At 55.0% G+C, this 13,350-nt stretch carries 13 protein-coding genes; 5 read left to right on the forward strand and 8 right to left on the reverse strand.

From position 1 onward, the window contains the following. Positions 1-3 precede the first annotated feature (3 nt). Entirely contained in the window at positions 4-135 is a 132-nt protein-coding gene (locus BMZ32_RS12300; protein WP_090242401.1) for a 6,7-dimethyl-8-ribityllumazine synthase, read from the forward strand. Positions 136-187: 52 nt separating this feature from the next. Here BMZ32_RS12300 and BMZ32_RS12305 read toward each other — a convergent pair whose 3' ends face one another. The 8 genes from BMZ32_RS12305 to BMZ32_RS12340 all read right to left on the reverse strand — a co-directional run bounded on the left by BMZ32_RS12305 (position 188) and on the right by BMZ32_RS12340 (position 7,816). Further along, positions 188-928, reverse strand: a complete 741-nt coding sequence (locus BMZ32_RS12305) for a fumarylacetoacetate hydrolase family protein (protein WP_244153964.1) — start codon at positions 926-928, stop codon at positions 188-190. Positions 929-930: 2 nt separating this feature from the next. Further along, a complete protein-coding gene (gene hydA / locus BMZ32_RS12310) occupies positions 931-2,367 on the reverse strand; it encodes a dihydropyrimidinase (protein ID WP_090242405.1) in 1,437 nt (478 codons plus the stop codon). Between the two features lie 112 nt (positions 2,368-2,479). After that, positions 2,480-3,391, reverse strand: coding sequence for an allantoinase PuuE (locus BMZ32_RS12315; RefSeq protein ID WP_090242407.1), 912 nt, complete (start codon positions 3,389-3,391; stop codon positions 2,480-2,482). A 45-nt stretch (positions 3,392-3,436) separates the two neighbouring features. Further along, the gene (locus tag BMZ32_RS12320) at positions 3,437-4,324 is read right to left on the reverse strand and encodes a MurR/RpiR family transcriptional regulator (RefSeq protein WP_244153966.1); all 888 of its coding nucleotides are present in this window, start codon (positions 4,322-4,324) and stop codon (positions 3,437-3,439) included. A gap of 6 nt (positions 4,325-4,330) precedes the next feature. Then, positions 4,331-5,578, reverse strand: a complete 1,248-nt coding sequence (locus BMZ32_RS12325) for a cysteine desulfurase-like protein (RefSeq protein WP_090242411.1) — start codon at positions 5,576-5,578, stop codon at positions 4,331-4,333. Positions 5,579-5,596: 18 nt separating this feature from the next. Then, the gene (locus BMZ32_RS12330) at positions 5,597-6,331 is read right to left on the reverse strand and encodes an amino acid ABC transporter ATP-binding protein (protein WP_090242413.1); all 735 of its coding nucleotides are present in this window, start codon (positions 6,329-6,331) and stop codon (positions 5,597-5,599) included. Further along, positions 6,328-7,005, reverse strand: a complete 678-nt coding sequence (locus BMZ32_RS12335) for an amino acid ABC transporter permease (RefSeq protein WP_090242415.1) — start codon at positions 7,003-7,005, stop codon at positions 6,328-6,330. The genes BMZ32_RS12330 and BMZ32_RS12335 overlap by 4 nt, the downstream gene beginning before the upstream one ends. A gap of 34 nt (positions 7,006-7,039) precedes the next feature. Then, the gene (locus BMZ32_RS12340) at positions 7,040-7,816 is read right to left on the reverse strand and encodes a transporter substrate-binding domain-containing protein (RefSeq protein ID WP_090242417.1); all 777 of its coding nucleotides are present in this window, start codon (positions 7,814-7,816) and stop codon (positions 7,040-7,042) included. 742 nt (positions 7,817-8,558) lie between these two features. Between BMZ32_RS12340 and BMZ32_RS12345 the strand changes: the two genes are divergently transcribed. The 4 genes from BMZ32_RS12345 to BMZ32_RS12360 all read left to right on the forward strand — a co-directional run bounded on the left by BMZ32_RS12345 (position 8,559) and on the right by BMZ32_RS12360 (position 13,325). Then, the gene (locus BMZ32_RS12345) at positions 8,559-9,947 is read left to right on the forward strand and encodes an amino acid permease (protein ID WP_090242419.1); all 1,389 of its coding nucleotides are present in this window, start codon (positions 8,559-8,561) and stop codon (positions 9,945-9,947) included. Positions 9,948-10,006: 59 nt separating this feature from the next. Next, positions 10,007-11,389: an NAD(P)/FAD-dependent oxidoreductase gene (locus tag BMZ32_RS12350; RefSeq protein ID WP_090242421.1), complete on the forward strand. Its 1,383-nt coding sequence runs from the start codon at positions 10,007-10,009 to the stop codon at positions 11,387-11,389. Between the two features lie 12 nt (positions 11,390-11,401). Beyond that, positions 11,402-11,752: a cupin domain-containing protein gene (locus BMZ32_RS12355; protein WP_090242423.1), complete on the forward strand. Its 351-nt coding sequence runs from the start codon at positions 11,402-11,404 to the stop codon at positions 11,750-11,752. 61 nt (positions 11,753-11,813) lie between these two features. Continuing rightward, the gene (locus tag BMZ32_RS12360) at positions 11,814-13,325 is read left to right on the forward strand and encodes a CoA-acylating methylmalonate-semialdehyde dehydrogenase (protein WP_090242424.1); all 1,512 of its coding nucleotides are present in this window, start codon (positions 11,814-11,816) and stop codon (positions 13,323-13,325) included. Positions 13,326-13,350: the final 25 nt, after the last annotated feature.

Genomic DNA, 13,350 nt, shown 5'->3' on the forward strand with positions numbered 1-13,350 from the left:
TTTATGAGCGATGAAATCGCCATTTATATATTACCTGGCGCATTTGAACTGCCGTTGCACGTCAAAAAGCTCGCACAAATAGGAGAGTTTGATGCAATCATTGCATCAAATGCAGATCATCAAAGTATCGACTAAGTTAAGGACGTATTCAGAATACGACAGATCTTATTTGCTCACTCAGCGCACTTTAGGTGTTTAAAGTAACGCGCCCAAGACCGGTAAACTCAACTTCAACCCTCGCCCCCGCTGGTGCCCAATAAATACCGGTCCAGCTACCTGTAGCGACTATATCCCCGGCACGTAATGGATTGCCCTGCGCTACGGCATGCTTTGCTAGCCAAGGCAGCGAGTTTAGCGGCTGAGCAAACGGGTGAGTGCCGATGTTATGAATCTGCATTACACCGTTCACTCGAACTTCAGCCGTTTGTTTTGACCAGTCAGGCTTATGTTCAAACGTAAAGGGCTGTCCCGTAATCAGGGCACGGTTTAACTGTTGATCAGCCAAGCGCAATAGCGCTGAAGCTTGCTCAGCATGCACCCAACGCGTATCGCATAACTCGATAGCTGGAAGCCATTCTTCAACCGCTTTGTATGCAGCGGCCATGTCAGTATGTTCATCGAGGTCGCAACCCAAGCGCACTAACAATTCGCTCTCAATACCAAAGGCATGACAATAGCCGGGCGGCACCTGCCAACCTGACATGTGAATAGCCTTAGACGGTACACCAGAGGCGCTGATAAACGTGTTCGGAGCGCCACCTAGTTTCCAAGCTTGAGCAGGGCCGTCTGCAAACCATCCAAGCGCTTGCGCTACGTGTTGCTGCACGGCATAAGCTTGGGCTTCATTTGCGAGGACCAAGCCTTGATGCGACTGGCGCTCACCGCTGCGCCAACTGCGAATTAAGCACTCGACAACTTGCTCAACCATGCTCACAGCGGTAACTCCGTCTTGCGTCTGCGCTTTTGCGCCGGAACCGGTCGCTGACAAGCCAGAAACTGACCACGCCCTGCTGCGCCACGTGGCTGGCCATCCCACACCACCTCGCCGCGTGACAAGGTCATGGCTGGCCACGCGCTCAGTTGCATACCGGCATACGGCGTGTAATCGACGTTGTGATGGAGCATTTGATTACTCAGTTCGACCGTTTGGCCTTCATCCCAAATCACTAAGTCTGCATCTGAGCCAATCGCGATGCTGCCTTTGCGTGGGTATAAACCGTACATTTTTGCGGCGTTGCTCGCCGTCAGCGCGACAAAGCTTTGTGCACTGATTCGCCCGCTTCGCACACCCTCGGACCAGAGCAGGGCCATGCGTGTTTCGACCCCGGGAATGCCGTTGGCGATCTGGTCGAACGACACATCTTCGCCATGGGCTTTCTTACCGTCTGGGCCGTTAAAGCGAAAAGGCGCGTGGTCAGATGAGAAAATCTCAAACGAGCCATTTTCCAACCCGTCCCAGATCACTTGTTGATTAGCCGTATCTCGTGGTGGCGGGCTACAAATGCATTTTGCACCTTCAAAGCTGTCATCGCAGCCAAGCGAGTCAGCCGTCAAAAATAAATATTGGGGACAGGTTTCAGCGTACACCTTCAGGCCTTGAGTTTGCGCCCGACGAATTTGCTCAAGCGCTTCTCGGCCCGAGACGTGCACAATCAAAATCGGTACATCCACCAACTCAGCTAAGGCAATGGCACGATGAGTCGCCTCACGCTCCACCAACATCGGCCGTGAGTTGGCGTGATATTTCGGCGCACTTAAACCAGCGGCTAACAAGCGTTCAGTCAGCCAAGCAATGCAGTCGCTGTTTTCAGCATGGAGCATGACCATCGCACCTTCACGCCGAGCAACTGACAGGGTTTCTAGAATTTCACGATCCCCCAGCTTGAGAGCATCGTAGGTCATGTAGATTTTGAACGAGGTGTAGCCCTCAGCGATTAACGCGGGTAACTCTTCACGCAGCACTTGCGGCGTCGGGTCTGTGACGATCAAGTGGAACGCGTAATCGATCACCGGCTTGTTGCCTGCACGCCGGTGATAATCATCCACCGCAGCGCGCAACGTTTCACCCTTCTGCTGGCAGGCAAACGGGATCACCGTCGTGGTACCGCCACAAGCTGCCGAAACCGTACCACTGAAGAAGTCATCGGCCATTAGCGAGCCATCGCCGGTCGGTTGATCAAAATGCACGTGACTGTCGATACCGCCCGGCGTGACATGACGGCCAGCTGCGTCGATCTCTTTCAGGCCCTGGGACAAGTCCAACGCTAGCGCTGCGATGCGCCCATCACGAATACCAATATCGCTGGTAAATGTGTCAGCCGCGGTAACCACGCGAGCATTGCGAATGACCGTATCGAAAGGTTGCATAGTAGGCCTCATCAAACAGGACTTGGCCTCAGCAAGTGAAGCCGATTGAACCGCAGTAAATGGGCAATTAGCGAGGTGAGGATGCCGTCACCTTGCCAAACTTCAGCGTGTTTTAGGCCGAAGCAGCCGCGTCGCGTTGCAGCCAGGCTTCCGCGATTTGTTCGCGCGTGGCAAACCACACGCCTTCGTGGGCTTGGGCGTACTCAATGAACTTCTTCAATGCGCGTACCCGGCCTGGACGGCCAACCATGCGTGGGTGCAGGCCAATGGACATCATGCGTAGGCCGTCTGCGGACTCTTCGTGCAGCACCTCAAAACTTTCTTTCATGTACTCAAGGAAGTCTGACGCTTGCGATAAACCGGGCGAGTTCCAGTAGCGAAAGTCATTGACGTCGCTGGTGTACGGCACCACTAAGTGGCGCTTGCCTTCGACCTCAACAAAGTACGGAACGTCATCGTTGTAGGCGTCGGAGTCATACAAAAAACCGCCTTCTTCGCAGACCAGCCGACGCGTGCGCACACTGGCTCCATAGCGGCAATACCAACCCACTGGGCGCTTACCGCAGGTACGCTCAAATGACTCAACCGCTAAGCGAATATGCTCACGTTCCTGTTCTTCGCTAAGGCGAAATACCTCTTCCCAGCGATAACCATGGCTGCAAACTTCGTGACCCAAAGTAACCGCCGCTTTAGCAACGTCTGGGTTTTGCTCGAAGGCGACCGCGCAAGCATGAAAGGTCGCGGGAACATTAGCTTGCTGCAGAATATCGAGAATCCGCCAAATACCGACACGCGAGCCGTATTCATACATCGACTCCATGGCCAAGTTGCGCACGCCATCGGGGAATTGATAACTGCCCCATTCGGTCATGCTTTCTTGGTCAGGATCCCCCATCGCCAGTGAGCGTTCGGAGCCTTCCTCGTAGTTGATCACCACACTGATAGCCAACCGCGAACCATTGGGCCAAGTGCCTTGCGGGCGTTGCTGGCCATAGCCAACAAGATCTCGAAGGGGTAACGCCATGGGAAACACTCCTACAGGTTTGGCAAACTGCTCAGCCGCTCAGGCTCAGCAATCGATATCTTTCAATGCTTCATGATCAGGCCCGGTGAACGTTTGGCCATCGCCAAACGCCAAACCCATGGCCAATGTTTGGGCAATACAAAACGCGGCAGTGAGCGAGCGAAAACCGAGCAACTCTGCATCGTTTACCTCGATCATGACAGAGGCGCATTGGCCGACTGGGCTGAGGATGCTATCGGTGATTGCCACAATCGGTGTGCCCGCAGCGACGGCCTGTTCACAAGCATCGATAGTCTCTTGGGCATAAGGCGGGAAGCTTACGGCGACCAGAACATCATCGCAGTGTAACGCTCCGACCTGCTCGCGCAGGCTGCCGCCTAAACCACTGATATGCACTGCTCGGCGCCCTACTCGGCTGAGCGCATAGCTCAAATAAGCAGCCATTGGGAAAGAGCGGCGCATGCCCACCACAAACGTGGTCCGGGCTTTTTGCAGCAAGGCAATCGACTGCTCCAGCGCCTGCACTTGCTCACCTTCAGCCAAGTGTTCAAGCGAGACTATATTGGCTTGGCTGAATGCACTGAGCATGGCCCCAATATCCGTAGGATCATCCAGTAACTGCTCACCACGATAGTGACGAATACGTTCCTTGAAACTGCCCTGCCCGGCCTTTTCCAGCGGTGCTTTGAAGACTCGCTGGAGGTCGCTAAAGCCGCCATAACCTAACGCCTGCGCCAAGCGAATAAACGCCGAAGCAGGAATAGCCGAGCGCTTAGCCAATGCCGCTAACGTGTTAAGCGCCACGTCATGTGGGTGCTCAATCAAATAGTGGGCGGCGTCACGCATACGTGCTGTGAGTTTGTCCTGACCCAGCGCAATCGCGGAGCGCAATTCAACTAGGGTTTGTGGTAGTGGCATAGGCAGATCGCTCATTAAATATCAGGTGTGGCGCAGTTCGGTAATGGCCTCTGCCAAGCAAGCGACTAACCGCGTCATTTCTTCGACGGTGTTGTAGTGTGCAATCGATACGCGCACCACTCCGCCCTGTTGCGCCAAACCCAATTCTTCGATCAGGTGACGCGCGTAAAAATCGCCAAAGCGGATACCGATACGTGCCTCATCAATACGCCGCACAATCGCTTCGGACTGTACGCCTTCAACCACAAAACTGATGGTCGGTACTCGGTCACCTTGGGTAACCCGTGGTTTGCCGATGATACGAACAGCCGGTGCCTCACGCAGATAAGCCAGCAGCGTTTCAGCCAACAGATCTTCCTGTATTTCAAAGGCATCAAACGCCGCTTGCATCAACTCACGCGGGCTGCCTTTAGCGCCAATACGGCGGCCAATATCAAGTAAGTAATCGCTGATACCGATACAGCCATAAGACAGCTCATAGTTGAGATTGCCCGGCTGTAATTTGTAAGGCAGTACCTCGGCACCAATGAAAAAATGGTTGAGGCTTGGCAACTCCAACAGCAATTCGCGCTTACCCCACAGCACGGCGAAGTGCGGACCAAATACTTTGTAGAAACTGAACACGTAGTAATCTGCGCCACTGGCCTGAACATCGACCAAGCGATGCGGCGCGTAGGCCACGGCGTCGACGCACAACTGCGCGCCAACTGCGTGCGCCCGGCGTGCAACCTCGGCGACAGGGTTAACGCTGCCTAAAATATTCGAGGCGTGAGTCATCGCCACATAACGTGTTTTGGCGCAGAGTAAAGTATCAAGGTCAGCCAATTCCAACTCTAAGGTTTGCGCATCAACGTGCCATACCCGCAGTACCGCACCGCGCTCTTCGCACAAGCGCTGCCAAGGGCCAATGTTGGCTTCATGGTCGCTGTGAGTGACGATAATTTCATCACCGGGTTTGATAGACGGCGCAATTGCACGCGTCAGTATTTGCAGCAAATGCGTGGTCGAACCGCCCATCACGCACTCTTCAGGGTGATACGCGTTGATCAACTGGGCCACCGACTCCCGCGCTTCTAACACCTTAGCCCCGGCCTGCACAGACGGCTGATAAGAAGCCCCCAGCTGCACGGAATGGTTGAGCAAATAGTGGCTGATGCGCTCAGCGACGGGTTTCAGTACCGCCGAACCACCAGCGTTGTCGAGATAGGCATAGCCGTCGGCCAGAACGGGGAACTGGCTGCGAACGTAATTAATATCGAGCAAAGTCAAAATGAGTCTCCCGGGTTATCAGTGATGCAGGATCGCCTGTAAGAAAGCCTGCGTTCTAGGCTCTTGCGGGGCTGTAAAAAAGTCCTGCGGATTGTTCTGTTCGATGATTCGTCCGTTCTCCATAAAGATCACCCGGTCGGCGACTTTGCGGGCAAAACCCATCTCATGTGTGACCACGATCATGGTCACACCAGAGCGCGCCAAGCTCTGCATCACGTCGAGCACTTCACCGACCATTTCTGGATCCAGGGCTGAAGTGGGTTCATCAAATAGAATGACGCGCGGTTCCATTGCCATGGTCCGGGCGATAGCCACACGCTGCTGTTGGCCGCCGGATAATTGGCTCGGGTACTTGTCGGCATGTGCTGCCATGCCTACTTTTTCCAATAGTGCTCGGGCTCGCACCTGCGCATCGCGGCGTGACATGCCCCGTACCCGTACCGGAGCTAGCGCAACGTTAGCCAGCACAGTCAGGTGCGGATACAGATTGAAATTCTGAAACACCATGCCGACCTCACAGCGAATGCCTGCCAGCTTAGGGCCATTCTCTACGCGTTGATCAGCGACTCGAACGTCACCGTCCTGATACGCCTCCAGCAGGTTGATGCAACGAATCAGCGTGGATTTACCCGAACCTGAAGGCCCGAGAATAACCACTACCTCACCTTGCTCAACCGTCATATTGATGTCGCTCAAGGCCTGAAACTGACCGTAGAACTTATTCATGTGTTCGATTTCAATGACGTTGCTCATGCGCGTTTACCTCCCGCTGCATTGCGCCGCTCCACCCAGCTAACCAACTGCACCATTGGCAATAGCAGCAACAGATACATCACCGCCGCACCTACTAGTGGCGTCGGGTTGGCGGACAGCGCTTGGGCTTGGGTCGCCTGTTTAAGCAAGTCCGGCATTGCCACCACGGAAGCCAGCGCCGTGTCTTTCATCACGTTGATGCAGTTACTGGTCATCGGCGGCATGACGATACGCATTGCTTGCGGCAGAATCACATCACGCATGGTGTTAAAAAAACTCATGCCTTGAGAAGCCGAAGCTTCAAATTGTCCGCGCGGAATAGCTTCGATACCCGAGCGAAAAATTTCCGCCGAATAGGCACATGACACCAGCGACAAGGCTGCAGCGGCGGCCGCGAATGACGACAAGCGAATCCCCACGAACGGTAATGCGTAATAAATCAACACCAGCAGTACTAGCAGCGGAATCGAACGCATTACATCGATATACGCTCGCGAAAACCAACGAATCGGGGCGTAACCGTAAAGTCTGAGCATGGCCAGCAGTAAGCCGCCAACCAAGCCGAGAATAATACTCACCACGCCCAACAACACCGTCACGCCAAGGCCGCGAAGCATCAGTGGAAACGCATCTACAAATACGTCCCAATTGAAGAATGTGTCTAGCAGCTCCATAAAAAACACCTTGGTCGTGAGCAGTTAATCGGGATTATTTAGGTACGTCGGTGACCTTAATTGTGCTCGAGTCTGCAGCTGCATCTGCACCGAACCACTTCTTATGCAGGTCAGCAATCACACCGTCCTTCTTCATATTGGTGATGATGTCGTTAACCTGGGCGCTGTCAGACCAATCTTTAGCGTGCATCAGCGAGTACTTTTCGCCGGTCGGAATCCTCGCAACCACTGCGTACTGCGGCTTATCTTTGATGTAATACAGCACCGCAGGAATATCACTGACATAGCCATCTAAGCGGCCCGAAGCCAGATCGAGCATCGCAGGTGATAACCCTTCGTAGCGCGATACATCCTTGAACTTGTATGCACTCTTATGCTCACCAACCCACATGTCACCGGTGGAACCGGTATCAACACCAACGACTTTGTCAGCCATGCCGTCTAGGCCCTTGATGCCCGACTTGGTCAGTACTGACAACGACTGGTCACTGTCGTAATACGGCTGGGCAAAACCAACCGACTCTAGACGTTTAGGGGTGATGGTGATCGATGAAATAGCGATGTCAGCACGCTTGGATTGCACGGCGCTGAACAGACCGTTGAAAGGAATATTAACGAACTCGACGCTCTTGCCAGCGCGCTTTGCGACTTCTTTGACGACATCTACTTCGAAGCCAACAATCTCGCCTTCAGCATTCTGAAACTCCCATGGCACGTTGCCAACGTTAGCACCTACCGTCCAATCAGCGGCCATAGTCGATGTTGAAAATGCAGTGGCCATCGCCATGCCTATGAGTACTTTAACGTTCATGTCTAGCTCCTCGATTCAAGTCAGTCCTACAGACCGCCTGCCTACATAAACAGACGTTTCGAGATTGAGCATAAGCATCTGAATTAAATATTTCAATTTATTTATATAATGAATTAAATGCTCCAGCCGAGTGCGGATCTGACTTAAAACGGTGCATTGGATGCAACGTACAAGCGGCAGGCATTGAACCAAGTCTCTGCCTACCTCAACGATGAAAGGCGCACTGATCCAGGGCGCTCAAATAGCTGTCACCCAAGCTTTGACTATGCGGCGCATTGCCTCGCGGAGAGATGGTCTGTGAATCGGCCCGAATTTCTTAGGCTCTCGGTGATCGCTTCTGGCCCAGGCTGTGTAAAAACGTAGGCTCCATTTTGAAGTCTACGTTGCTACTTAAAATCTACCGCAGCTTGGTCAATCAGCAGACTTGAAATTTGCGTAGGACCGCGATTTATGTTCCGCCTCAGACCATCAAACAGGCTCAAAAACGTTTTTACACAGCCTCGGCAGTAACCGGCCAGAAATAGAGATTCGTAATACCTACCAATCAACTCGTCGCAACTCAGTTGTGATCCTTCGCTGACGAGTGACGGCGAATCACGCCCTTCCCCCATGACCATGTCATTCATACATTTGTACAGGCGCGCAGCACGTCGCATGAATTTTGACGATGTTCAGCCCTGTTTGATCTGCATAACCTTCTGAGCAGGCTCCGTTGATCACTAACAATAAAAGGAGATAACCAATGCCTATTCAGACCGAGCACGACCCGCGGTTGAAACGCACATTAAAGACGCGACACATCAGTATGTTGGCACTGGGCGGTGTCATAGGCGCTGGGCTTTTTGTAGGCTCTAGCGCTGTTATCGCATCAACCGGCCCGGGTGCTTTTATTACCTATGCCATCACCGGGCTCATCGTGGCCCTGGTGATGCGAATGCTGGGTGAAATGGCCGCTGCACACCCCTCAAAAGGGTCGTTCGTCGACTATGCCCGCATGGCCTTTGGACGCCCAGCAGGCTACATGACCGGTTGGCTCTACTGGTACTTCTGGGTCATCGTGGTTGGCTTTGAAGCGGTCGTCGGCGGCCAGATCATCAATGGTTGGCTACCGGATATTCCGGTCTGGGTCATCGCGCTTGGCCTGATGATAAGCATGACATTACTCAACTTGATGTCGGTGCACTCCTTCGGCGAGGCCGAGTACTGGTTTGCCGGTATCAAGGTAGTGGCCATCATCGCTTTCCTGGTCGTGGTGGGCGCCTATGTCTTCAACCTCTGGCCGGGTTCGACCGCTAGCTTCAGTAACCTTACCGAGCATGGCGGCTTCCTACCTCACGGGGTGTCATCACTGTTCACCGGCGTGGTCGTGGTGATCTTCTCGATGACCGGCGTTGAAGTCGCGACTCTCGCTGCGGCGGAGTCGGAAGATCCGTCTCGCAACATTCGTAAGGCCGTTAATACGGTGATGATTCGCATCCTGGTGTTTTTTGTCCTGGCGACCTTCTTCATCGTGGTAGCACAACCATGGACTGACATCGTTCCAGGTAAATCGCCCTTTGTGACCACGCTTGAGCACATCGGTATTCCGGGTGCCGGCACCATGCTGACTGCGGTGATTTTGGTGGCGGTGCTGTCAGTGTTGAATGCGGGTCTATACATCTCGTCTCGACTGCTGTTCGTCCTGGCCTCCAATGATGAGGCACCAAGCTGGCTGGCGTCTGTAAGCCGCAATGGTGTGCCTGTGCGTGGTGTCATCGCCTCGACACTGGTGGGTTATGGATGTGTCGTGATAGCGGCGATTTGGCCCGATACGGTGTTTCAGTTCCTCATCAACTCGTCCGGCACGGTATTTCTTTTCGTCTACCTGATGATCTGCCTGTCGCAAATCAAGTTGCGCCGTAAATGGGTAGCGGAAGGGACATTGAAGTTCGCGATGTGGGGCCATCCATGGCTACCACTGATGGTGGCCGCTTCGATCGTGGCTGTCTTAGTCAGCATGGCCTTCGATCCCACCATGCAGATCAGTCTTCTGCAATGCGTCCTCGCTATTGCCGCCATAGCTGCCTCATACGTACTCATGCGGCTATCCCGTGTTCGTGGACAGGACGTGCTACCGGCGAAAGTCGTTTAGCAGACCCAGCCATACAAAAGCACACCCATATCCAGAGTATTCATTGGGAAGCCAACCACATGCCAGCAAAGATCGAATTAAGTCAGCTACCCAACAAACCACTGTGGTTTGAGCAGGACTCGCCTCGCGAACGCTTGGACGGCGCAACACACGCCGACGTAGCCATCGTAGGTGCTGGGTATACCGGGCTCTGGACGGCCTACTACTTGCTCAAGAGTGATCCCTCGCTGCGCGTGGTGCTTCTTGAGAAACATCAGGTTGGGTTTGGCGCCTCAGGTAGAAACGGTGGCTGGGCTTCGGCGATATTCCCGATTTCTCTTCCTCGGGTGGCCGAGATGTACTCCCATGATGCCGCCTTGAGTCTGCAGGCGGCCATGAACGATACGGTTGATGAAATCGGTCGCGTTTTGACCCTTGAGGGCGTCGACGCGGATTACTCGAAGCAAGGGTTCCTCTCGCTAGCCCGTAGCGATCCGCAAATGGCCCGCGCCCGTGCCGCAGTCGAGGCCTCAGCGCGCTTCGGATTACCGAACCAGTGGCAAGTTCTCGATGGCGCGCAAGCCGGCGCCAAGGCCGGAGCACAAGGCGTTCTGGGCGGGCTCTACACTGAGCACTGCGCCCTCATCCACCCAGGCAAACTGGTGCGTGGCTTGGCACGGTTGGTCGAGCAGATGGGTGCCAAAATTTATGAGCACTCTGCCGTAACAGAGCTTGTTCCTGGCAGCGTGCGCACAGAACAGGGTTCGGTTACGACCCAGTTCACGGTGCGCGCCACCGAGGCATTCACCTCGCAGCAGCCTGGACACTCGCGCTTTGTCATCCCGCTGTACTCATTGGTGCTGGCCACCGAGCCACTGCCAAGAGACCTGCTTGCCAAGCTCAATCTTGACCACCGCATGGCGTTCAATGACATGCGCCATCTGCGTGTTTATGGGCAAGTCACGGCCGAGGGACGGTTAGTGTTTGGTGGCAGGGGCGCGCCCTATCACTGGGGCTCACGAATGTCCGAAGACGCTGATCTGGTGGACAACATTCACGCCAAGATCCACGAGACCTTGGTCGAGTTTTTCCCGGACCTGACCGACACGCGAATCACCCATCGCTGGGGTGGTGCCCTAGGTGTTTCCCGTGACTGGTGCCCTACGGTGAGTATCGATCGGAAAAACCGGCTGGCCTGGGCTGGCAACTACGTCGGCGACGGTGTCGCCACCAGCAACTTGGCAGGTCGCATTCTGCGCAACCTGATCCTTGAGCAAGACGAGGACATCAACGCCCTGCCCTTGGTCAATCACTGCTCCCCGTCCTGGGAGCGCGAGCCGCTGCGCTGGCTGGGTATCAACAGCGGGCTAGCTGCGGCCTCGCTCAGCGATATCGAAGAGCGCATCACCCATCGTCCATCTCGCACTGCAATGTTGCTGGAAAAGTTAACAGGTGCACATTAATAGGAGCATGCCGTGACTACTTTCACGATTATCAAGTCTGCCGCGATCCAATCGTTGCCATTAAATCCCGCCGGCCAGCGTGCCGGTGCAGACAAGGGCGACCCACAAATAGCGCTCCAGCAACTGGCACCAGAAGCCACTGGCAGCCTGGGTGTCTGGGAATGCCAACCTGGCGGATGGCCGGTGGTTAACCGTCCCGACACCGAGTTCACGTACATCATCTCCGGCGTTGCGCTGTTGACGGATGACGCGAGCGGTGAAGTGGTAGAGGTCACGGGTGGTGACCTGATCATTCTCCCGCCTGGCTGGACGGGGCGCTGGGACGTGCTTGAAACCGTCAGAAAGGTCTACGCGATCTACTGACCAGCGCCGCTTTCATGGTGGGAACTGCAACCCGCCGCCATCCTATTTTCGAGAAACTCCAATGACCAATACGATCGTAAACTGGGTATCCGGTGCCCTTGTGAACTCCACCAGCGGCCAGCAATTGCCGGTCTACAACCCTGCCACTGGCGTGGTCACAGGCCAAGTGCAACTGGCCAGCCACGCTGACGTAAACGCTGCCGTTGCCTCAGCCAAAGCGGCCTTTCCGGCGTGGAGCAACCTGTCGCCACTGCGCCGCTCACGTGTTCTCAATAAATTCCTGGCACTGCTCAACGAGCATCGTGATGATCTGGCTCGGCTGATCACTGCCGAGCATGGCAAGGTGTTCAGCGACGCCCAAGGTGAGGTCATGCGGGGTATCGAGATCGTCGAATTCGCGTGTGGCGCACCGCAGTTACTTAAGACTGACTTCTCCGACCAGGTCAGCACCAATATCGACAACTGGACGCTGCGCCAGCCATTGGGCGTGGTCACAGGTATCACGCCGTTCAACTTCCCAGTAATGGTGCCGATGTGGATGTTCCCGCTGGCGCTGGCTACGGGTAATACCTTCGTGCTCAAGCCCAGCCCGATAGACCCAAGCCCCAGCCTGTTTATGGCCAAACTGCTTAAGCAGGCCGGTCTGCCCGATGGGGTGTTCAACGTGGTGCAGGGTGACAAGGAGGCCGTCAACGCGCTGCTCGAACACCCGGATGTTGAGGCTATCTCGTTCGTGGGCTCCACGCCCATCGCCAACCATATCTACGAGATTGGCGCTCGCCACGGCAAACGTGTTCAAGCCTTAGGCGGTGCCAAGAACCACTTGGTAGTTATGCCAGACGCCGATATGGATCAAGTCGTGGATGCGCTCATGGGTGCAGCCTATGGTTCGGCAGGCGAGCGCTGCATGGCCGTCAGCGTGGCAGTTTTCGTGGGTGAAAACACAGCAGAACAGGTCCTTCCTAAGCTGATCGAGCGTACCCGCGCACTGAAAGTGCTAAACGGTACCAACAACGACGCCGAGATGGGGCCGATTGTCAGCCGTGCTGCACATCAACGCATCACCGGTTATATCGAGCAAGGTGTCGCGGAAGGCGCAACGCTACTGGTCGATGGCCGTGGCTTTGATGGCGAGGCCGCAGGCGAAGGCTGCGGCGATGGGTTCTGGATGGGTGGCACGTTGTTCGATCATGTCACCCGGGACATGCGCATCTACAAGGAAGAGATCTTTGGGCCGGTGCTGGCGTGTGTGCGGGTCAAGGATTTCGCCGAGGCAGTGGCGCTTATCAATGATCACGAATTCGGCAATGGCGTGAGCTGTTACACCCGTGACGGTCACGTTGCACGTGAGTTTGGTCGTCGTATTCAGGTCGGTATGGTCGGTATCAACGTGCCTATTCCGGTGCCCATGGCGTGGCACGGCTTTGGCGGTTGGAAGAAGAGCCTGTTCGGCGACATGCATGCTTACGGAGAAGAAGGTGTGCGTTTTTATACCAAGCAAAAGAGCATCATGCAGCGCTGGCCGCAGGCTACTGCAAAGGGTGCTGAGTTCGCGATGCCGACCAGCCATTAAGGCTATCGGTTAAGTCGCGCAAAAG

The organism is Pseudomonas guineae, assembly GCF_900113745.1.
Classification (GTDB): domain Bacteria; phylum Pseudomonadota; class Gammaproteobacteria; order Pseudomonadales; family Pseudomonadaceae; genus Aquipseudomonas; species Aquipseudomonas guineae.

Coding starts and splice junctions, on each gene's coding strand:
- BMZ32_RS12330 (WP_090242413.1), bottom strand. CDS start 6,331: ATGAGCAACGTCATTGAAATCGAACACATGAATAAGTTCTACGGTCAG.
- BMZ32_RS12340 (WP_090242417.1), bottom strand. CDS start 7,816: ATGAACGTTAAAGTACTCATAGGCATGGCGATGGCCACTGCATTTTCA.
- BMZ32_RS12315 (WP_090242407.1), bottom strand. CDS start 3,391: ATGGCGTTACCCCTTCGAGATCTTGTTGGCTATGGCCAGCAACGCCCG.
- BMZ32_RS12305 (WP_244153964.1), bottom strand. CDS start 928: ATGGTTGAGCAAGTTGTCGAGTGCTTAATTCGCAGTTGGCGCAGCGGT.
- BMZ32_RS12320 (WP_244153966.1), bottom strand. CDS start 4,324: ATGAGCGATCTGCCTATGCCACTACCACAAACCCTAGTTGAATTGCGC.
- BMZ32_RS12360 (WP_090242424.1), top strand. CDS start 11,814: ATGACCAATACGATCGTAAACTGGGTATCCGGTGCCCTTGTGAACTCC.
- hydA (WP_090242405.1), bottom strand. CDS start 2,367: ATGCAACCTTTCGATACGGTCATTCGCAATGCTCGCGTGGTTACCGCG.
- BMZ32_RS12300 (WP_090242401.1), top strand. CDS start 4: ATGAGCGATGAAATCGCCATTTATATATTACCTGGCGCATTTGAACTG.
- BMZ32_RS12350 (WP_090242421.1), top strand. CDS start 10,007: ATGCCAGCAAAGATCGAATTAAGTCAGCTACCCAACAAACCACTGTGG.
- BMZ32_RS12345 (WP_090242419.1), top strand. CDS start 8,559: ATGCCTATTCAGACCGAGCACGACCCGCGGTTGAAACGCACATTAAAG.
- BMZ32_RS12335 (WP_090242415.1), bottom strand. CDS start 7,005: ATGGAGCTGCTAGACACATTCTTCAATTGGGACGTATTTGTAGATGCG.